Annotated in this window: 20 protein-coding genes; 12 read left to right on the top strand and 8 right to left on the bottom strand. The window is 70.8% G+C overall.

The genetic code is table 11. The features are described from left to right. Positions 1-62: 62 nt before the first annotated feature. Together ACTYVM_RS26090 and ACTYVM_RS26085 are read right to left on the bottom strand one after the other, a co-directional pair. Complete coding sequence (locus ACTYVM_RS26090; protein ID WP_445528296.1) at positions 63-959, bottom strand: DUF3558 domain-containing protein; 897 nt, start codon at positions 957-959, stop codon at positions 63-65. A gap of 119 nt (positions 960-1,078) precedes the next feature. Then, positions 1,079-1,963 carry a DUF3558 domain-containing protein gene (locus ACTYVM_RS26085; RefSeq protein WP_445528295.1) on the bottom strand — a complete coding sequence of 295 codons (885 nt, stop codon included), beginning with the start codon at positions 1,961-1,963 and terminating at the stop codon, positions 1,079-1,081. A gap of 184 nt (positions 1,964-2,147) precedes the next feature. Here ACTYVM_RS26085 and ACTYVM_RS26080 point away from each other — a divergent pair, with 184 nt between their 5' ends. After that, the gene (locus ACTYVM_RS26080; RefSeq protein WP_445528294.1) at positions 2,148-3,341 is read left to right on the top strand and encodes an RtcB family protein; all 1,194 of its coding nucleotides are present in this window, start codon (positions 2,148-2,150) and stop codon (positions 3,339-3,341) included. Positions 3,342-3,384: 43 nt separating this feature from the next. Here ACTYVM_RS26080 and ACTYVM_RS26075 read toward each other — a convergent pair whose 3' ends face one another. The 4 genes from ACTYVM_RS26075 to ACTYVM_RS26060 form a co-directional block, all read right to left on the bottom strand. Next, positions 3,385-4,185: a hypothetical protein gene (locus tag ACTYVM_RS26075; protein ID WP_445528293.1), complete on the bottom strand. Its 801-nt coding sequence runs from the start codon at positions 4,183-4,185 to the stop codon at positions 3,385-3,387. A 198-nt stretch (positions 4,186-4,383) separates the two neighbouring features. Then, entirely contained in the window at positions 4,384-4,548 is a 165-nt protein-coding gene (locus ACTYVM_RS26070) for a hypothetical protein (RefSeq protein ID WP_445528292.1), read from the bottom strand. Beyond that, entirely contained in the window at positions 4,548-5,324 is a 777-nt protein-coding gene (locus tag ACTYVM_RS26065) for an SDR family NAD(P)-dependent oxidoreductase (protein WP_445528291.1), read from the bottom strand. Before ACTYVM_RS26065 ends, ACTYVM_RS26070 begins: the two co-directional genes overlap by 1 nt. Before the next feature lie 61 nt (positions 5,325-5,385). Beyond that, positions 5,386-5,724 carry a YnfA family protein gene (locus tag ACTYVM_RS26060; RefSeq protein ID WP_361420948.1) on the bottom strand — a complete coding sequence of 113 codons (339 nt, stop codon included), beginning with the start codon at positions 5,722-5,724 and terminating at the stop codon, positions 5,386-5,388. 120 nt (positions 5,725-5,844) lie between these two features. On the opposite strand from ACTYVM_RS26060, the gene ACTYVM_RS26055 reads away from it, so the two are divergent. From ACTYVM_RS26055 to ACTYVM_RS26040, 4 genes are all read left to right on the top strand, one after another. Continuing rightward, complete coding sequence (locus tag ACTYVM_RS26055) at positions 5,845-6,969, top strand: LLM class flavin-dependent oxidoreductase (protein ID WP_445528290.1); 1,125 nt, start codon at positions 5,845-5,847, stop codon at positions 6,967-6,969. Next, entirely contained in the window at positions 6,966-7,637 is a 672-nt protein-coding gene (locus tag ACTYVM_RS26050) for a CE1759 family FMN reductase (protein ID WP_445528289.1), read from the top strand. The genes ACTYVM_RS26055 and ACTYVM_RS26050 overlap by 4 nt, the downstream gene beginning before the upstream one ends. A gap of 183 nt (positions 7,638-7,820) precedes the next feature. After that, positions 7,821-8,546, top strand: a complete 726-nt coding sequence (locus tag ACTYVM_RS26045; RefSeq protein ID WP_445528323.1) for a response regulator transcription factor — start codon at positions 7,821-7,823, stop codon at positions 8,544-8,546. Then, positions 8,547-10,031 carry a sensor histidine kinase gene (locus ACTYVM_RS26040; protein ID WP_445528288.1) on the top strand — a complete coding sequence of 495 codons (1,485 nt, stop codon included), beginning with the start codon at positions 8,547-8,549 and terminating at the stop codon, positions 10,029-10,031. Positions 10,032-10,068: 37 nt separating this feature from the next. On the opposite strand, the gene ACTYVM_RS26035 is transcribed toward ACTYVM_RS26040, so the two are convergent. Next, positions 10,069-10,410 (bottom strand): hypothetical protein, encoded by a 342-nt coding sequence (locus tag ACTYVM_RS26035; RefSeq protein ID WP_445528287.1) that lies wholly within the window; start codon positions 10,408-10,410, stop codon positions 10,069-10,071. A 288-nt stretch (positions 10,411-10,698) separates the two neighbouring features. On the opposite strand from ACTYVM_RS26035, the gene ACTYVM_RS26030 reads away from it, so the two are divergent. Together ACTYVM_RS26030 and ACTYVM_RS26025 are read left to right on the top strand one after the other, a co-directional pair. Next, positions 10,699-10,902 carry a cold-shock protein gene (locus ACTYVM_RS26030; RefSeq protein ID WP_023544341.1) on the top strand — a complete coding sequence of 68 codons (204 nt, stop codon included), beginning with the start codon at positions 10,699-10,701 and terminating at the stop codon, positions 10,900-10,902. An 87-nt stretch (positions 10,903-10,989) separates the two neighbouring features. Then, entirely contained in the window at positions 10,990-12,726 is a 1,737-nt protein-coding gene (locus ACTYVM_RS26025) for a DEAD/DEAH box helicase (RefSeq protein ID WP_445528286.1), read from the top strand. A gap of 285 nt (positions 12,727-13,011) precedes the next feature. Here ACTYVM_RS26025 and ACTYVM_RS26020 read toward each other — a convergent pair whose 3' ends face one another. Beyond that, complete coding sequence (locus tag ACTYVM_RS26020; RefSeq protein WP_400033222.1) at positions 13,012-13,650, bottom strand: hypothetical protein; 639 nt, start codon at positions 13,648-13,650, stop codon at positions 13,012-13,014. A gap of 341 nt (positions 13,651-13,991) precedes the next feature. Here ACTYVM_RS26020 and hemL point away from each other — a divergent pair, with 341 nt between their 5' ends. The 5 genes from hemL to ACTYVM_RS25995 all read left to right on the top strand — a co-directional run bounded on the left by hemL (position 13,992) and on the right by ACTYVM_RS25995 (position 18,921). Continuing rightward, positions 13,992-15,308 (top strand): glutamate-1-semialdehyde 2,1-aminomutase, encoded by a 1,317-nt coding sequence (gene hemL, locus ACTYVM_RS26015; protein WP_445528285.1) that lies wholly within the window; start codon positions 13,992-13,994, stop codon positions 15,306-15,308. Beyond that, complete coding sequence (locus ACTYVM_RS26010; protein WP_445528284.1) at positions 15,305-16,006, top strand: histidine phosphatase family protein; 702 nt, start codon at positions 15,305-15,307, stop codon at positions 16,004-16,006. Before hemL ends, ACTYVM_RS26010 begins: the two co-directional genes overlap by 4 nt. Positions 16,007-16,128: 122 nt before the next feature. Next, positions 16,129-17,421, top strand: coding sequence for a polysaccharide deacetylase family protein (locus ACTYVM_RS26005; protein ID WP_445528283.1), 1,293 nt, complete (start codon positions 16,129-16,131; stop codon positions 17,419-17,421). 66 nt (positions 17,422-17,487) lie between these two features. Next, the gene (locus tag ACTYVM_RS26000) at positions 17,488-18,153 is read left to right on the top strand and encodes a TlpA family protein disulfide reductase (protein WP_400033214.1); all 666 of its coding nucleotides are present in this window, start codon (positions 17,488-17,490) and stop codon (positions 18,151-18,153) included. A 6-nt stretch (positions 18,154-18,159) separates the two neighbouring features. Beyond that, positions 18,160-18,921, top strand: a complete 762-nt coding sequence (locus ACTYVM_RS25995) for a cytochrome c biogenesis CcdA family protein (RefSeq protein WP_445528282.1) — start codon at positions 18,160-18,162, stop codon at positions 18,919-18,921.

Genomic DNA, 18,921 nt, shown 5'->3' with positions numbered 1-18,921 from the left:
CACATCTGTGCGAGGGGTGGAGTACCGGTCCTGTTGCTCCGCTTCCACGGGCCGTCCGTGGGTCAGCCGTTGGACGCCGACTTCGACGGCGAGGCCGACTTCGCGGGGGACTTGGACGCCGAGGGGGACGAGGAGGCGGAGGGGGACGCGGTGGACGAGGAGGACGAGGAACTGCTCGGCGCCGCACCGCCGGACGCGCCGTTCGCCGTCGCGACCGCGGACACCGCCTCGTTGGCCGCCTTCTGTGCGGCCTTCGTCAGGTCGTCGGCGTTCGGGGTCTTGTCGCCGGCCAGACCGGCGCCGTTGTAGTCGAGGGTGACGACCACGTTCTCGGCCCGCGCCACGACCGTCTGCTGCTTGAAGGCGCCTTCCTTCTTCTTCAGGTCGTAGCGCACCACCGTGGCCTCGTCGCCCGTCCCGGACACCGGCTCCGAGGTCACGTGCTGCGCGTCCGCCACGTGCTGCGCGTCCTGCACCTGCCGCTGGTAGAAGTCATGCGCCTGCTTCTCGCCCGTGCCGCGGGTGGCGTCGGACGTGAAACGCAGCAGTGACACGTTGAGCCAGCGGAACTGAGAGCCCTTCACGCCGTTGTTGTCCAGGCTGTTCCAGGAGCATCCGGCGCGCGTGGAGAGGTCGCTGGAGGAGCTCTCCTTGCCCGACTTCACGCCCTTCGGGACCAGTTCACCGAGCGTCTTGTCGGAGAGCACCTTGCAGGCCTGGGGCAGCTTCCCGTACGCCGCCGCCTGCACCGTCGGTGACGGGCTCGCGCTCGCGGAGCCCTTCACATCGCCCGCCGGAGTCTGCTGGGCACCGGAACCGGAACCGGAGTCCGAGGAGGAGCAGGCCGAGGCCAGCAGCATCACGGGGACGGATATCGCGCAGACAAGGACGCGGTTCGGACGCTTCGCGCGCGGGGTGCGCGGGGCTCGCTCTTCTCGCTGCATGGTTCCTTCACTCATGACGCTCGTGGTTCCTGCGGTCGGGATCGGGTCCGAGGGGCCACCGTACGCGGTGAGACAGATGTGCGATCTCTTTCGTCGTACTGAGCGCGGAGGCGGTGGGTGTCGCGCGGGGGCCGTCAACCACCCAGTGAATCGTCCAGCCGAGCCGCCAGTTTCCTTGCCTTGTCCTGCATTTCCTTGCTGTCCGGGACCACGCCGACGGTCGCCGGCTGCTCCTCGTAGACGATGGTCACGACCACGTTGGACGTGCGAAATGCCACAGTCACGGTGCGCTGCCCGGCGGTCGAACCGGCGCTGCCGAGCACGTCGTCGAGGAACGCCTCGTCGCCGAGACCGCTCAGGATCCGGGGCTGGAGGTCGGCCGGAGCGGCATCGCCGGAGGTGGCCTCGGAGGAGGAAGGGGAGCCGGGGGACGACGAGGACGACGAGGACGACGAGGACGACGAAGGCGACGAAGACGCCGAGGATGACGAGGGCGACGGGGTGCTGCCGGAGTCGGAGGCGGCCTTGGACTCCGGCGTGGAGGCGGAGTTCCCGCTGGCGGTCGGCTCGGGAAGGTCGGCGGCCGCCCGTTTGGTGGCGAAGACCGACTCGGCCTGGCTGTCGTCGCTGACCGTGTTGTCGTAGGAGACGACCCGCTCGAAGTCGACGTAGAGGTGGTCGGTGGCGTCCGGGGACTCCACCTTCCAGCGGCATCCGACCTTGCGGTCGGTGTCGTACGTGAGCGTCGCCTGGCCCGCGTAGGCCTTCTCCCGCTGGTCCGCGTCCGTGATCTGCCTGATGCCGGGCAGCAGCGCGTCGAGGGTGCTGTCGCCGACCGCGTGACAGGCCTCCGGAAGCGTCCGGTACCGGCCCGGCTGGGCCGCCGGCGCCGTCGCGTCGGCGCCGCCGGGGTTGGCGTTGTCCGCCTGGCCGCCACTCGACGAACCGCCGGTGCAGCCGCCCAGCAGCAGCGCCGCGAGGAGCGCGGCAGCACCGGGTACGTACGCCTTCCGCAGCACGGTCAGGCTCCTCTCGCTTTCGATGGCCCCGCTGGTTATTCGCTTGCCGGGCGGGGCCGCTCTCCGGAGACAATGTGTATCGCACGCACTGCCGTGGACGCCGGTCCGATGTCCTGTTTCGTCGACCTTGGCGCCGGTATTGCGTTTCTGGATTTCTGTGTTCTTTCGGGGGAATGAGGTCGATATGTCGTATGTGGAGATACCGGGCGCGAAGGTCCCGATCCGCATGTGGGCCGACCCGGCGACCGTCGAGGACGTGGCGATGCAGCAGCTTCGCAATGTCGCGACCCTCCCCTGGATCAAGGGCCTCGCCGTCATGCCGGACGTGCACTACGGCAAGGGCGCGACGGTCGGCTCGGTCATCGCGATGCGGGGCGCGGTATGCCCGGCGGCGGTGGGCGTGGACATCGGCTGCGGAATGTCGGCCGTGAAGACCTCGCTGCGCGCCGGCGACCTCCCCGGCGACCTGTCCCGCCTCCGCTCGAAGATCGAGCAGGCGATCCCGGTGGGGCGGGGGATGCACGGCGATCCCGTCGACCCGGGACGTTTCCACGGCCTGGCCACCGCGGGGTGGGACGGGTTCTGGGGGCGGTTCGACGGGGTGGCCGAGGCGGTCAGGTTCCGCCAGGAGCGGGCTCTCCGGCAGATGGGCACGCTGGGCAGCGGCAACCACCACCTGGAGGTATCGGTCGATTCCGAGGGTTCGGTCTGGCTGACCCTGCACTCCGGTTCGCGCAACATCGGTAAGGAGCTCGCCGAACACCACATCGGCGTTGCTCAGAAGCTCCCGCACAACCAGGGCCTGGTCGACCGTGACCTCGCCGTCTTCGTGTCGGACACCCCGCAGATGGCCGCCTACCGGAACGACCTCTACTGGGCTCAGGAGTACGCGAAGTACAACCGCTCGATCATGATGGCTCTCCTCAAGGATGTGATCCGCAGGGAGTTCAAGAAGGCGAAGCCGACCTTCGAGATGGAGGTCAGCTGTCACCACAACTACGTGGCTGAAGAGCGTTACGAGGGGATGGACCTCCTGGTCACCCGCAAGGGAGCGATCAGGGCGGGTGCCGGTGATCTCGGCATCATCCCGGGCTCGATGGGAACGGCTACGTACATCGTGAAAGGCCTCGGTAACGAGAAGGCGTTCAACTCGGCATCCCACGGCGCCGGCCGCCGCATGAGCCGCAACGCTGCCAAGCGCCGTTTCTCCACGAGGGACCTGGAGGATCAGACGCAAGGGGTGGAGTGCCGCAAGGACTCCGGCGTCGTGGATGAGATCCCGGGCGCCTACAAGCCGATCGAGCAGGTCATCGACCAGCAGCGGGACCTCGTGGAGGTCGTGGCGAAGCTGAAGCAGGTCGTCTGCGTGAAGGGCTGAGGCCCACGGCCCCCGGCTGGAACCGGGGGCCGTGTTCAGTTCGCTACTGACCGCTCGGCATGGGCACTCGGCCGGTGCGCAGACGCCAGAGGCGGATGGAACAGCTCTTCTCAGTACGCTTCAGTTGCTCGGCGGCCGCAGTGTCATTGTTCAGCCGCAGCAGCACGTGGTCCTCCCATGCGGCCCATCGTCGGCGTTCTGGCGCGACCCTCATGTCGGCGGGCCGGACCCACATGCTCAGTGAGTCGGCTGCCGTCTTCTTGCGTTGCAGCGCCAGACAGCCTTCGTAATAGAGGTCGGCTGCCAGCCTCTGGGCGTTCTCCTTCGTGTACAGGACGTTGTAGATGCCGTCCCGTGTGTTGCGTTTCAGGGTGCGCCCTGCTCCTGTGACCTGCTGCGCGTAGCAGCACAGGTAGGCGCCGATCGCTGTGCTGGCCGTGGTCAGAGCGATGAAGGGCCAACCCTGCTTGGTGTGTCCCAGCGACCCGTCGGCGTCGATGACTCCCCGGAGGTAGTCGCGTTCCGAGAAGTGACCGTCTGGTGGAGAGATGGTTTTCGACTTGCGGCCGTAGGGCAGGCCGAGTTCGTTGAGCTTGGTCCTCGCCTCCAGCGAACACAGGGTCCAGACGGCAGATCGGTGGGTTTCGGCGAAGTTCGTCGACCGGGTGCGTTCGGCGATCCTGCTGTAGTACGGCGTCAGTTTCCGAAACGCGTGCAGCAGGTCGACGTCCCGAGCATTGATCTCGACGGACAGTCTTCCTTTCCGACCCGCCCCTTGGTACAGATGCCCGTCCGCCTGCAAGAAGCCGAACATGTACGCGTACTTGGGGACCATGAGGTCCATGAACGGGTGAGCGTTAGGCTCGCAGTCAGCCACAGGGAAGCCTCTACTTCCTTGTTGGTCGGGTCCTCGACCGGGATGCCGGTCCCGGCCGAGGGCCGTCGTCTGAGGTTGTGGCGCGAGCCTAGATCGACAGTTCGTCTGCTGTTCGGGTGATCGGTGAGGTTCGTCCCCGTGGGTGAAGAGAGCCGTGAGCTACGGCTACTTGGCGTGGCGGACCGCGTAGATCATGACGAAGGCGACGACGTGGATGCCGAAGAGGAAGTAGCCGAGGTAGTACCAGACGTACCGTTCGCGCTTCTTCTCCAGGGCGAGCCGGGCGCGCTCCGCATCCCGGTCGCGGTGGTCGTCGCGGTCGTCGGCCATCACAGCTCCCGGTGGACCTTGGTGTTCGACGCCTGGGCCCGGGGGCGGACGACGAGGAGGTCGATGTTGACGTGGCTGGGGCGGGTGACCGCCCAGGTGATGGTGTCGGCCACGTCGTCGGCGGTCAGGGGCTCGGCCACGCCGGCGTAGACCTTGGCGGCCTTCTCCCGGTCGCCGCCGAAGCGGGTGAGGGCGAACTCGTCCGTCCTGACCATGCCGGGGGCGATCTCGATGACCCTGACCGGCCTGCCGACGATCTCCAGGCGGAGGGTCTCGGCGAGGACGTGGGCGCCGTGCTTGGCGGCGACGTAGCCGCCGCCGCCCTCGTAGGTGCCGTGGCCGGCGGTGGAGGAGATCACGACCACCGTGCCGTCGCCACTGGCCTCCAGCCGGGGCAGGAGGGCCTGGGTGAGGTTGAGGGTGCCGAGGACGTTCGTCTCGTACATGGTGCGCCAGTCGGCCGGGTCGCCGGTGGCGACGGGGTCGGCGCCCAGCGCCCCGCCCGCGTTGTTGACCAGGACACCGATCGCCTGGAAGGCCGTGGCGAACTCGTCCACCGCCGCGCGGTCGGTGACGTCCAGCTGGTAGGCGGCGGCGGAGTGGCCGGCCGCGTTGATCTCCTCGGCCAGCGCCTCGATGCGGTCCTTGCGGCGGGCGGTCAGGACGACCCGGTAGCCGGCGGCCGCGAGCTGCCGGGCCGTGGCGGCGCCGATGCCGCTGCTCGCACCGGTCACGACGGCGATGCGGGAGGCGGCGGACGGGGCGGCGGTGGCCATGGGCGGCTCCTCGGGGCGGAGGTGTGGTGCGTTCGGTCGCTCTGCCCAGAGTAGGTGAAGGTCAGCCGCCGTTCCGTGGTGCCCACATGATCACGGCCATGCCGGCCAGGCAGACCAGCACGCCGGTCACGTCCCAGCGGTCGGGCCGGTAGCCGTCGGCGACCATGCCCCACAGGATCGAACCGGCGACGAAGATCCCGCCGTAGGCGGCGAGGACGCGGCCGAAGTGGGCGTCGGGCTGGAAGGTGGCGACGAAGCCGTACGCGCCGAGCGCGAGGACGCCGCCGGCGGCCCACATCCAGCCGCGGTGCTCGCGCACGCCCTGCCAGACCAGCCAGGCGCCGCCGATCTCGAACAGCGCGGCGACGACGAAGAGGGCGGCGGAGCGCAGGATCAGCATGGGGGCAGCCTCGCACGAGCCCTCTGCTCGGTCGTCGTGCGGGGAGGGCGGAATACTTCCGGAACGGGGACGGTTGGGCAGGTATAGTTGAACTGTCAACAACTTGGAGGGTGAGTGGCCATGCAGTTCGGGATCTTCAGCGTGGGCGACGTCACGCCGGACCCCACCACGGGGCGTACGCCGACCGAGCGCGAGCGGATCAAGGCCATGGTCGCCATCGCGCTGAAGGCCGAGGAGGTCGGCCTGGACGTCTTCGCGACCGGCGAGCACCACAACCCGCCGTTCGTGCCGTCGTCCCCGACCACCATGCTCGGCTACATAGCCGCGCGCACGGAGCGGCTGGTCCTGTCCACCTCCACCACCCTGATCACCACCAACGACCCGGTGAAGATCGCCGAGGACTTCGCGATGCTCCAGCACCTGGCCGACGGGCGGGTGGACCTGATGATGGGCCGCGGCAACACCGGCCCGGTCTACCCCTGGTTCGGGCAGGACATCCGGCAGGGCATCAACCTCGCCGTCGAGAACTACGCCCTGCTGCACCGGCTGTGGCGCGAGGACGTCGTCGACTGGGAGGGGAGGTTCCGCACACCGTTGCAGGGCTTCACGTCCACGCCCCGCCCGCTGGACGGCGTACCGCCCTTCGTCTGGCACGGCTCCATCCGCTCCCCGGAGATCGCCGAGCAGGCCGCGTACTACGGCGACGGCTTCTTCCACAACAACATCTTCTGGCCGGCCGACCACACCAAGCGGATGATCGAGTTGTACCGGGCCCGGTACGCCCACTACGGGCACGGCACGCCCGAGCAGGCGATCGTCGGGCTCGGCGGCCAGGTGTTCATGCGGAGGAACTCCCAGGACGCGGTCCGCGAGTTCCGTCCCTACTTCGACAACGCGCCGGTCTACGGCCACGGGCCCTCCCTGGAGGACTTCACCGCCCAGACCCCGCTGACCGTCGGCTCCCCGCAGCAGGTCATCGAGAAGACGCTGTCCTTCCGCGAGTACGCCGGCGACTACCAGCGCCAGCTGTTCCTGATGGACCACGCGGGCCTGCCCCTGAAGACCGTGCTGGAGCAGATCGACCTGCTCGGCGAGGAGGTCGTGCCGGTACTGCGCGAGGAGTTCGCCAAGGGCCGCCCGGCGGGCGTGCCGGACGCGCCCACCCATGGCTCCCTGCCCGCCGCCAGTGGCTCCCTGCCCGCCGCGAGCCGGCCCGGGAACGAGGAAGAGGTGAGCACCGCATGAAGCTCGTCGTCGTCTCGGCGGGGCTGAGCGTCCCGTCCTCCACCCGGCTGCTGGCCGACCGGCTGGCGGCCGCGACCGCCGAGCACGCCGCGGGGGACGTGCGCGTGATCGAACTGCGGGACCTGGCCGTGGAGATCGCGCACAACTTCACCGGCGGTTTCCCCGGCCCGGCCCTGGCCGACGCGCTGGACGCGGTCGCGGAGGCGGACGCGCTGATCGTCGTCACGCCGGTGTTCTCCGCCTCCTACAGCGGACTGTTCAAGTCCTTCTTCGACGTGCTCGGGGTACGGGACGAGAGCGCGCTGGAGGGCAAGCCGGTGCTGATCGCCGCGACCGGCGGAACCGCCCGGCACTCCCTGGTCCTCGACCACGCGCTGCGCCCGCTCTTCGCGTACCTGAAGGCCGTCGTCGTCCCCACCGGCGTCTACGCCGCCTCCGAGGACTGGGGCGCCGAGGGCCTGCCCGAGCGGATCGCGCGGGCCGCGCGGGAGCTGGCGGCGCTGATGACGGGGCTGTCGGCGAGCCGGCGGCCGGAGCAGCCCACCGTGCCGGAGCAGCCCACCGTGCCGGAGCAGGCCTCCGCCCCGGATCAGGCCTCCGTGCCGGAGCAGGCCGACGGGTTCACGGTGGTGCCGTTCGCGGAGCAGCTGGCGGCGCTGAGGAAGTGACGCGTTCGTGCTGCACGGGAGGGACACGGGCGGGCCGAAGACGCCGCCGCCGGTGAGAGGACGGTAGACGGCCCGCCGCGTTGCCCCCGAGTCGGTGAGAGGCGGGTAAAAAGGGTGATCGTAGGCCCATTCGTATCGGCCGCGGGCCCGCGGCCTTGGCAGACTGGACGGGTGCCTCAGACTGTGCTCCTCGCCGAAGACGACCGTGCCATCCGTCACGCCCTGGAGCGTGCCCTGACACTGGAGGGCTACGACGTGACGGCGGTCGCCGACGGCGTCGAGGCACTCGCCCAGGCCCACAAGAACCCGCCGGACGTCCTCCTCCTCGACGTGATGATGCCGGGCATCGACGGGCTCCAGGTCTGCCGGGTGCTGCGGGCCGAGGGCGACCGCACCCCGATCCTCATGCTCACCGCCCTGGTGGAGACCGCCGACCGGATCGCCGGCCTGGACGCCGGAGCCGACGACTACGTCGTCAAGCCGTTCGACGTCGAGGAGGTCTTCGCCCGGCTGCGCGCCCTGCTGCGCCGCACCAGCCCGGTCGGCGTCGGCGCGGGCGGCGCGGCCGGCGCGGGGGACGTATCCGCGAAGGAGCCGCAGGTGCCCGAGCGGCAGATCGAGGCGGCCGGGATCCGCATGGACCTCCAGGCCCGCCGGGTGTGGCGGGGCACGCGCGAGCTGGAGCTGACCCGCACCGAGTTCGAACTGCTCGAACTACTCGTCCGCAACGCCGGGATCGTGCTCGACCACTCCACCATCTACGACCGGATCTGGGGCTACGACTTCGGCCCCGGCTCCAAGAACCTCGCCGTCTACGTCGGCTACCTGCGCCGCAAGCTCGACGAGCCGAACGCGCCGCAGCTGATCCACACGGTCCGAGGCGTGGGCTACGTGCTCCGGGAGGACTGAGTGGGCCGCCTCGCGCGGCTGCTGGACAGACCGCGGCCCCGGCTGTCGTCGCTGCGGACCACGTTCGCGGTGTCGTTCGCCGCGGTGACCGCCGCTGTCACCGTCCTCGTCGGCATCCTGTCGTACAACTCCGCCGCCCGGCTGGTGCGGGTGGACCAGCAGTCGGTGTTCACGCAGGTCGTCCAGGACGTACAGGACGAGGTGCGGCGCTACCAGCTGATGCCCGCGGACTTCACCTCCTCCCGCCCCGGGCACGAGCTGGTCCGGCCCAACCGCACCAACGTGCAGGTGCTCGGCGCCCACGGCGAGATCGTCGACCACGGCACACCGCCGCTGCCCGTGACCGCCCAGGACAAGGCCGTTGCCGCCGCCGCGAAGGCCGGCAAGGCCGTCGAGTACAAGGACGTGGTCGTCGGGGGCGAGGTGTACCGGGTCGCGACCGTCGCCCTCGGCAAGGGCCACGGCGCCGTGCAGGTCGCCCAGGAGTTCAGCGACACCGAGGACCTGCTGCGCGCGCTCCAGCAGCGCACCCTGATCCTGATGGGCGCCGTGGTGGTCGCCGCCGGCCTGTGCGGCTGGTGGCTGGCCCGCCGCATCACACGCCGGCTGGTGGTCCTCACCTCCGCCGCCGAGGACGTCGCCCGCACCCGGCGGCTCGGCGTCGAGGTGCCCGTCACCGGCTACGACGAGGTGGGCCGCCTCGGCCGCTCCTTCGACCGCATGCTGGGCAGGCTCGCCCAGTCCGAGGAGGACCAGCGCCGCCTGGTCCAGGACGCGGGCCACGAACTGCGGACACCGCTGACCTCCCTGCGCACGAACATCTCCCTGCTGCGCCGCATCGACGAACTGCCGCCCGCCACCCGCGAGGAACTGGTCGCCGACCTGACCCAGGAGGCCCGCGAACTGACCGACCTGGTCAACGAACTGGTCGACCTCGCGGCCGGGCAGTCCGACACCGAGCCCGTGCAGCGGGTCGACATCGCCGACATCGCCGAGGACGTCGCGGGGCTGGCGCGCCGGCGCAGCGGACGCGACATCGTGGTCCGCTCCAGCGGAGACACCACGATCCAGGGCCGGCCGGGCATGCTTCAGCGGGCCCTGTCCAACCTCGTGGAGAACGCCGTCAAGTTCGACCGCGAGGGCACGGCACCCATCGAGATCGCCGTCGCCGGACCCGCACGGCCGGGCATGGTCCGCGTCGAGGTCCTCGACCGCGGGCCCGGTATCGCCGCCGGCGACCTGATACGCGTCTTCGACCGCTTCTACCGCGCCGCGGACGCCCGTTCCCTGCCCGGATCCGGCCTCGGCCTGTCCATCGTCCGCGAGGTGGCCCTGGCCCACGGCGGCGCGCCGTTCGCGTTCCGCCGCGAGGGCGGCGGATCGGTCATCGGGTTCACCGCGGGCGCCCAACGGGGCCACCACGACACGGGCGGAGGGGCGATTGGGCCCCGCGGTCCGGCCCGGGACCCGGACCGCGGCACCTGAGGCGGAACCGGGTCCACTCGGTGGGGAGCGGCCGGGTCTACTCGGCGGCCCGCGCGGGGCGCCGGCCTTCGGCGGACGCGCCGCGCGGGGGGCCGCCCGCGGCCGTGCGTCTGCGGGACGCCGTCAGCAGCCACGCCAGGTTCCCCACCGCCGCGCCGGCCGCCACCACGGCGACGATCACCCCGGCCGTGGCGAAACCGGCCCGGAACAGCCGCGGCCGCGGGTTGAGGCTGTGCAGCCCGAAGCCGCACAGCAGATAGACGCCGACGGCGGCGATGGCAAGACTGACGACGAGCAGGACGACGGTCGGCCCGAGCCCGCCCTGCCCGTTCTCCCCGGGCGAAGCACCGGGCCGCCCCGTACCGCGTGCTTCCTGCATGGGTCCCCCGTCGGTGGTTGAGTGGCGAGCCGACCCCCTACAGTACGTAGGGGCGCTGCCGGAGGGAAACCGGTCCGGTCACCGGCCGTGTCCGACCGCCACGCCATCGTCGCCTTCGGGTCCACCGTCGACCCGGCGCGGACCCGCCGGACTGTGCTACGGTTTTGACGTTGCAGTTGTGGTACCCATGAACCTATGTGCGCCTGACGGGAATGTTTCTCCTATGGGCGCATTATTTGTTTTTCCGGCATCTCCGGATGGGGCCTCTGCCTACAGAAGGAGAAAGTCATGGCACAGGGAACCGTGAAGTGGTTCAACGCCGAAAAGGGTTTCGGCTTCATCCAGCAGGACGGCGGCGGTCCCGACGTCTTCGCTCACTACTCGAACATCGCGACCCAGGGCTTCCGTGAGCTCCAGGAGGGCCAGCGGGTCTCCTTCGACGTCACGCAGGGCCAGAAGGGCCCGCAGGCGGAGAACATCGTCCCCGCCTGATCGCCGGGCGCGTATCTGCTCACCGGGGTCGGCACCGACATGGTGCTGACCCCGGTTTGTGCTGTTTCGAGGAAGGCCGACCACCGCATGTCCCGCAGACCCCAGAAGCCGAACAACCGGCGTGCCTCATCATCCCCGTCCTCCGCGTCGCCGAGGGAGTTCCGGCTGCCGGAGAGCAGGACGCCCGCTCTTCCCGCCGTCGAGGACTTCGCGGGTCTGGACATGCCCGCGGGGCTGCTGAAGACCCTTGCCGAGCAGGGCGTGACCACGCCCTTCCCGATCCAGGCCGCCACGCTCCCCAACTCCCTCGCCGGCCGTGACCTGCTGGGACGGGGACGTACCGGGTCCGGCAAGACCCTCGCGTTCGGGCTGGCGCTCCTGGCCCGCACGGCCGGACTGCGCGCGCAGCCCAAGGCGCCCCTCGCCCTCGTGCTGGTGCCCACCCGCGAACTCGCCCAGCAGGTCGCGGACGCGCTGACCCCCTACGCGTCGGCCGTGAACCTCCGGCTGGCCACCGTCGTCGGCGGGCTGTCCATCACGAAGCAGGCCGGTGCGCTCCGGCGCGGCGTCGAGGTGCTCGTGGCGACCCCCGGCAGGCTCAACGACCTCGTGGAACGCGGGGACTGCGTGCTCGGCGACGTACGCATCACGGTGCTGGACGAAGCCGACCAGATGACCGACATGGGGTTTCTGCCGCAGATCACCAAGCTGATCCAGCAGGTGCGGCCGGACGGACAGCGCATGCTCTTCTCGGCCACCCTCGACGGCAACATCGACCGCCTGGTGCAGCGGTTCCTGACCGACCCGGTGGTGCACTCCGTGGACCCGTCCGCGGGAGCGGTGACCACCATGGAGCACCACGTGCTCCACGTCCAGGACGAGACCGACAAGAAGGCGGTCACCACGCGCATCGCGGCCCGTGACGGCCGGGTCATCCTCTTCCTCGACACCAAGAGGTCCGCCGACCGGCTCGCCAAGCGTCTCCTGGCCGTCGGTGTCCGCGCGGCGGCACTGCACGGCGGCCGCTCGCAGCCGCAGCGCAACCGCACCCTGGAGCAGTTCAAGAACGGCCAGGTCACTGCGTTGGTGGCGACGAACGTCGCGGCCCGGGGCATACACGTCGACAACCTCGACCTCGTGGTGAACGTCGATCCCCCCACCGACCACAAGGACTATGTCCACCGGGGCGGCCGCACGGCGCGTGCCGGCGGCTCCGGCAGCGTGGTCACGCTGGTCCTGCCCGAGCAGAAGCGGGACGTCACCCGCCTCATGTCGGACGCGGGCATCCGTCCCCGGACGGCGAGCATCAAGTCGAGCGACGTGGAACTGGCCACCCTCACCGGTGCCCGCGAGCCCTCCGGCGTGGCCGTCACCATCGAGGTGCCCCAGCCCGCGACGCCGCCGGCGTCCCGCCCGGACCGCAAGGCCGGCACCGAGCCCGGCAGGCGCTCCGGCCGACGGCGCCGAAACGGCGCTGGGGCGGGACCGGCGACGGGCGCCGCCACCGGCACGGGCGGCCGGAACCGCCGCGCTTCGGCCGGTGCGGTTGACGGCGCCTCCGCGTCCGGCGGTCGCGGTGCCGCCCGCCGGGCGGGAGCCGACGGGACCAAGAACGCCGCGGGCGGAACGGGCGGCCGCGGTTCCGGCCGCCGGGCCACGACCGGCTCCGGCTCCGCCTCCGGCAAGACGGCCCGCGGCTCCGGCCGCCGCCCGTCGTCCGGCGGAGCCACACCCGGCTCCTCCGGCACGGGCGGCCGCGGTTCCTCCGGCGCCGGTGGCCGCGGCTCCGACCGCCGGGGCGACCGGCGCGGCTCCGCGACCTAGTGCCGCGGCGGGCAACGTTTGCCCGTCAAGGGGCGGCGTCCGGTGCGTGCTCTGGGGGTCCCCCCTGCTCGAAGTGCTTGGGGGAGCGTGCCGGGCGTCGCGGCGGGGCAGACGTTGCCTGTCGCGGCACTAGCTAGTACGACGTCGGCGCGGCCTCGACACGGCGTCGGCGCAGCGCTGCTGGTGACGTGTGCGGGGCGTGCTCGCGCGCCCCGGCCGCCTGACGGCCCCACCCGGCACGGGGCGGGACCCGAAAGCCCCGCCCGAACGCCGCGGCACCACAGGTCAGGGCCACACCAGGCAGTACGGCTGGTGGCCCGCCTCGTGCAGGCGGTGGCTGAAGTCCTGCCACTCGTGGAGCAGCTGGTACACGTTGAACGCGTCGCGTGGGCCGCCGCGGTCCGGGACCGTGGACCAGATGAAGGCGGCCGCGCCGACCGCTTCCTCGCCGATGTCGCGCAGGGGGTCGACCGCGGTCGTCGGGAGTTTCACGACCGCGTAGTCGGGGTGCAGGACGACCAGTTCCAGCGGTGGCACCTTGTGCAGGGGCACGCCCTCGATGCCGGTCAGCACCATGGCGGCCATCGTCTCCGGCTTGATCTTGGTGAACATGCCGCCCATGCCGAGCTCGTCGCCGCCGAGTTCCTCGGGCCGCATCGAGATCGGGACGCGGGCCGCCGTCGCACCGTCGGGCGCGCCGAAGTACTTGTACGTCACCCCCACCCGACCACCATTCCTGCTCCCTGCTCCCAGCAGCTCGGCCCGGCGGTCGCCTCGCCGGTCCTTCCGCTCGGACTCACTCGGTACATCCCGTGCCTGGCGTGCTTCGCTTGCTTCCTCAGCGTCGCGCCGGTGCCTTCCCCGCCGGGCACGTCGAGGACCCAGGCCGTCAGTCCCCTCGCCCAGTCCGCCACCGCGATGCATATCTCCACCCGACTGCTTTTCTAGGACGCGTGGCGCCCGCTGCGCAACCCGATCATCGTGTCAGTGACCTCCCCCGCGGCCGCCCGCCGAAACGTGCGCCCAACCATCTGCCCGCGGGATCCGGACGGTCCCCGACACGACCCTTCGCCTGTCCATACGTACGCGGAGCCCAGTTTCGCAGATGGGTCGCTCCGAATCCGCGAATCCGCCGTTCGCCGCACCTGGATCCGGCCGGTCCTGGCCGCACCGCCCCCGGTCCGCCCCCGTCGCTGGCCTACCCTGAACAGGTCACTGCCCACCGTATTCGGAGAACCCCCGAGAAATCGGAGAAGTCGCAGGTCATGAGCGAACTGCCCTATTCCTACGAAGCCCCTGTCTCGCAGGCGCTGTTCGACCGTGCGGCGGCCGTCACGCCCGGCGGCGTGAACTCGCCGGTGCGCGCCTTCCGCGCCGTGGGCGGTACGCCCCGGTTCATGGTCTCCGGCAGCGGTCCGTACCTGAAGGACGCCGACGGACGGGAGTACGTCGACCTCGTGTGCTCCTGGGGTCCGATGATCCTCGGGCACGCGCACCCCGAGGTGATCGCCGCCGTGCAGGAGGCGGTCGTGCACGGCACGTCCTTCGGGACGCCCGGTGAGGGCGAGGTCGCGCTCGCCGAGGAGATGGTGGACCGGGTCGGCCCGCTGGAGCGGGTGCGGCTGGTCTCCAGCGGGACCGAGGCCACCATGTCCGCGATCCGCCTCGCCCGCGGGTTCACCCGGCGGTCCAAGGTGATCAAGTTCGCCGGGTGCTACCACGGACACGTCGACTCCCTCCTCGCCGCGGCCGGGTCGGGCGTCGCCACCTTCGCCCTGCCCGACACCCCCGGCGTCACCGGCGCGCAGGCCGGCGACACGATCGTGCTGCCGTACAACGATCTCGACGCGGTGCGTGCCGCCTTCGCCGCGCACCCGGGCGAGATCGCCTGCGTGATCACCGAGGCCTCGCCCGGCAACATGGGCGTGGTGCCGCCGCTGCCCGGGTTCAACCAGGGGCTCAAGGACCTCTGCGCCGCGGGCGGCGCCCTGTACATCTCCGACGAGGTCATGACGGGCTTCCGTACCAGCCGGGCCGGGTGGTACGGCGTCGACGGCGTCGAGCCCGACCTGATGACCTTCGGGAAGGTGATGGGCGGCGGATTCCCGGCCGCAGCGTTCGGCGGACGCGCCGACGTCATGGCGCACCTCGCCCCCGCCGGGCCCGTCTACCAGGCCGGAACCCTCTCCGGGAACCCTGTTGCCACCGCCGCCGGGCTCGCCCAGCTGCGCCTGCTCGACGACGTCGCGTACACCACGGTCGACTCCGTCTCGCGGCAGGTCCAGGCCTTGGTCTCCGAGGCGCTGACCAAGGAGGGCGTGGCGCACACCCTGCAGAACGCCTCCAACATGTTCTCCGTGTTCTTCACGGACCGCCCGGTGCGCGACTACGAGGACGCCAAGGCGCAGGAGTCGTTCCGCTTCACCGCGTTCTTCCACGCGATGCTGGAGAACGGCGTCTATCTGCCGCCGTCGTCCTTCGAGTCCTGGTTCGTCTCCACGGCGCACGACGAGCGGGCACTCGAGCGGATCGCCGACGCCCTTCCGGCGGCGGCCCGTGCGGCGGCGGAGGCGACGGCATGAGCGACGCCCCCGAGACGAACGGCCAGGACGACATCACCGTCGTCCACCTGATGCGGCACGGCGAGGTCGAGAACCCGGAAGGGATCCTGTACGGGCGGCTGCCCGGCTACCACCTGTCCGAACTGGGCCGGAAGATGGCCGAGCGGGTCGCCGAGCACCTCGCCCCGCGCGACATCACCTACGTCGTCGCCTCCCCGCTGGAGCGGGCGCAGGAGACGGCGACGCCGATAGCGAAGGCGCACGGACTCGACCTGGCTACCGACGAGCGGCTGATCGAGGCGGCCAACGTCTTCCAGGGCAAGACCTTTGGCGTGGGCGACGGCGCGCTGCGCCGGCCCGCCAACTGGAAGCACGTGGTCAACCCGTTCAAGCCGTCCTGGGGCGAGCCGTACCTCGACCAGGTGGTGCGCATGATGGGCGCGCTGCACACGGCCAAGGACAGGGCGCGCGGGCACGAGGCGGTGCTCGTCAGCCACCAGCTGCCGATCTGGATCGTGCGCTCCTACGTCGAGCGGCGGCGGCTGTGGCACGACCCGCGCAAGCGGCAGTGCACGCTCGCCTCGCTGACGACGTTCACCTTCCGGGGCGACCGGATCGTCTCCGTCGGCTACACCGAGCCGGCCCGTGACCTGGTGCCGGCCCATCTCCTCGCGGGTGCCAAGCCGGTGAAGGGGCAGGGCAAGGCGTTCGGCGCGTAAGGCAGCACTCCGCCTTTGCCTGTGCGCTTGTTGTGAAGTTCATATTGGTTCGCGGAACCCCCGCGTTCGTCACTGCCTCTGAGTGAGTGACCATCAGCGGCAGTGACGAATCGGGGATCTCCATGCGCACCTTCTCCCGAAGGGGACTACTCGGCCTCGGCGCGGGCGCCGCAGCGGCCGGGCTCGCGGGCTGCGGCACGGTCGAGTCCCCGGCCCGGGGCAGTGCCGCCTCCCCCCGTGCGAGCACGCCCAGGCCGAGTGCGCGGACGACGCCCCCCGTGCGTCCCCTAGGCGACGGCTCGACCTCGTTCACCGGCAGGCAGCCGCACCAGCCGGCCGCGCCGGTCCCGCTGGAGCCGGGCGAGACCCCGCCGCAGTTCGTCGTCTTCTCGTGGGACGGGGCCGGCGAGGTCGGCAACGGGCTGTTCCCGCGCTTCCTGGACCTCGCCAAGGAGCACGAGGCGCACATGACCTTCTTCCTCTCCGGGCTCTATCTGCTGCCGGAGTCGAAGAAGCGTCTGTACGACCCGCCGAACAACCCGCGCGGCGCCTCCGACATCGGCTACCTGACCGACGAGCACGTCAGGGCCACGCTCACCAACGTCCGCCGCGCCTGGCTCGAGGGCCACGAGATCGGCACCCACTTCAACGGCCACTTCTGCTCCGGCGGCGGCTCGGTCGCGGGCTGGACGCCCCGGCAGTGGCGCAGCGAGATCGACCAGGCCAAGGGCTTCGTGAAGCAGTGGCGGACCAACACGGGCTGGAGCGACCTGCCCGCGCTGCCCTTCGACTACGACAAGGAACTCGTCGGCGGCCGCACCCCCTGCCTGCTCGGCCAGAACCGGCTGCTGCCCACGGCCCGCGAGCTCGGCTGGCGCTACGACGCGTCCTCGCCCGGAGGCCGCCAGGTGTGGCCGGACAAGCGGCTGGGCATCTGGGACCTGCCGTTGCAGCAGATACCGTTCCCCGGGCACAGCTTCGAGGTCCTCTCGATGGACTACAACATGCTCGCCAACCAGTCGGTCAACTCCACTAACGCCCCCGCCCACAACTACCCGGGCTGGCGCAGGCAGTCCGGGCAGGCCTACATCCAGGGCTTCAAGCGGGCATACGAGACGAACCGGGCGCCGTACTTCATAGGCAACCACTTCGAACAGTGGAACGGCGGCATCTACATGGACGCCGTCGAAGAGGCCTTCCAGCACATCGCGCGGGAGCGGGAGAAGGGTGCCGACGTGCGCATGGTCTCCTTCCGGCAGTTCGTCGACTGGATGGACGTGCAGAGGCCCGAGGTGCTCGCCACGCTGCGCACCCTCGACGTGGGGCAGCGGCCGGCGGGCGGCTGGAAGGAGTTCCTCGAGGATGCCGCAGGCGCCGGCACGGCACCTGCCAAGGCCCCCTCGAAGGCCGCCTGAAATGCGCTTTTCCGGCCGTGAGGGGGGTGCGCAAGATCCCCGGAAGGGGCATGCGAAACTTTTCACATGAGTGCCGTCAGTCGTGCCCCCCAGTGCTCGAACCGGGCGAACCGCACGCCCCGTCCGCACCGCACGCGTCCCAGCCGCGTCCGTGGCCGTGCCGCGCTGCTCGCCGCCGGGAGCGCCGCCCTGGCACTCGCCCTGTCCGCCTGCGGCTCCGGCGGCACCTCCGGCGGCTCGGGCAACACCAACTTCATCACCGGTGCCGACGGCATCGCGACCGTGCCGAAGGCCGACCGCAAGCCCGCCCCCGACCTGTCCGGGAAGAGCCTCGAGGGCAAGCAGCTCGACATGGGCGCCTACAAGGGCCAGGTCGTCGTCCTGAACGTCTGGGGCTCCTGGTGCTCGCCGTGCCGGGCCGAGGCGCCCAACCTGGTGAAGGTGGCCAAGGACACCGCCGGCAAGGGCGTGCAGTTCGTCGGCATCAACACGCGGGACTCCAGCACCCAGCCGGCCCTCGCGTTCGAGAAGCAGTTCGACGTGCCGTACCCGAGCCTGTACGACCCGACCGGCAAGCTCATGCTCCGCTTCCAGAAGGGCACCCTGAACCCGCAGATGATCCCCACCACGATCATCGTCGACCGGGACGGGAAGATCGCCGCGCGCGCTCTCCAGGCGCTCAGCGAGGACAAGCTGCGCAAGATGCTCGACCCGGTCGTCGCGGAGAAGTGAGCCGCCGTGCTACTGGCCGCAGCCACTGATCCCAACCAGACGGTGTTCAGCGGAGCCCTGCTGCTCGCGCTGCCCGTCGCCGTGCTCGGCGGGCTCGTCTCCTTCTTCTCCCCCTGTGTCCTGCCGCTCGTGCCCGGCTACCTCTCCTATGTGACCGGAGTCACCGGCACGGACCTGGCCGAGGCCCGGCGCGGCCGGATGGCCGTCGGCGCCTGCCTCTTCGTCCTCGGCTTCACCGTGGTCTTCGTCTCCGGCGGGGCACTGTTCGGCTTCTTCGGGCAGACCCTCCAGGACTACAAGGGAACCCTGTCCAAGGTGCTGGGCGTGCTCATGATCCTCATGGGCGTCTTCTTCATGGGCCTGATGCCCTGGCTGACCCAGCGCGAGTTCCGCTTCCACACGCGCCCCACCACGGGCCTGGTGGGCGCACCCCTCCTCGGGGCCCTGTTCGGAGTCGGCTGGACCCCGTGCATCGGCCCGACCCTCGCCTCCGTGGTGGCCCTCTCCTCCACCCAGGCCAGCGCCGGGCGCGGCGCGCTGCTGACCGTCGCCTACTGCGCCGGCCTCGGCATTCCGTTCGTGCTGACCGCGATCGCCTTCCGCAAGGCGCTGGGAGCCTTCGGCTGGGTCAAGCGCCACTATGTCTGGGTGATGCGCGTCGGCGGCACGATGATGATCGTGACCGGCGTGCTGCTGCTCACCGGCGCCTGGGACCGGCTGGTGCAGGAGATGCAGACCTGGTCCACCGGCTTCACTGTGGGGATCTGA

This window comes from Streptomyces cyslabdanicus (assembly GCF_052663305.1).
This window is presented reverse-complemented; position numbering and strand designations above follow the sequence as displayed.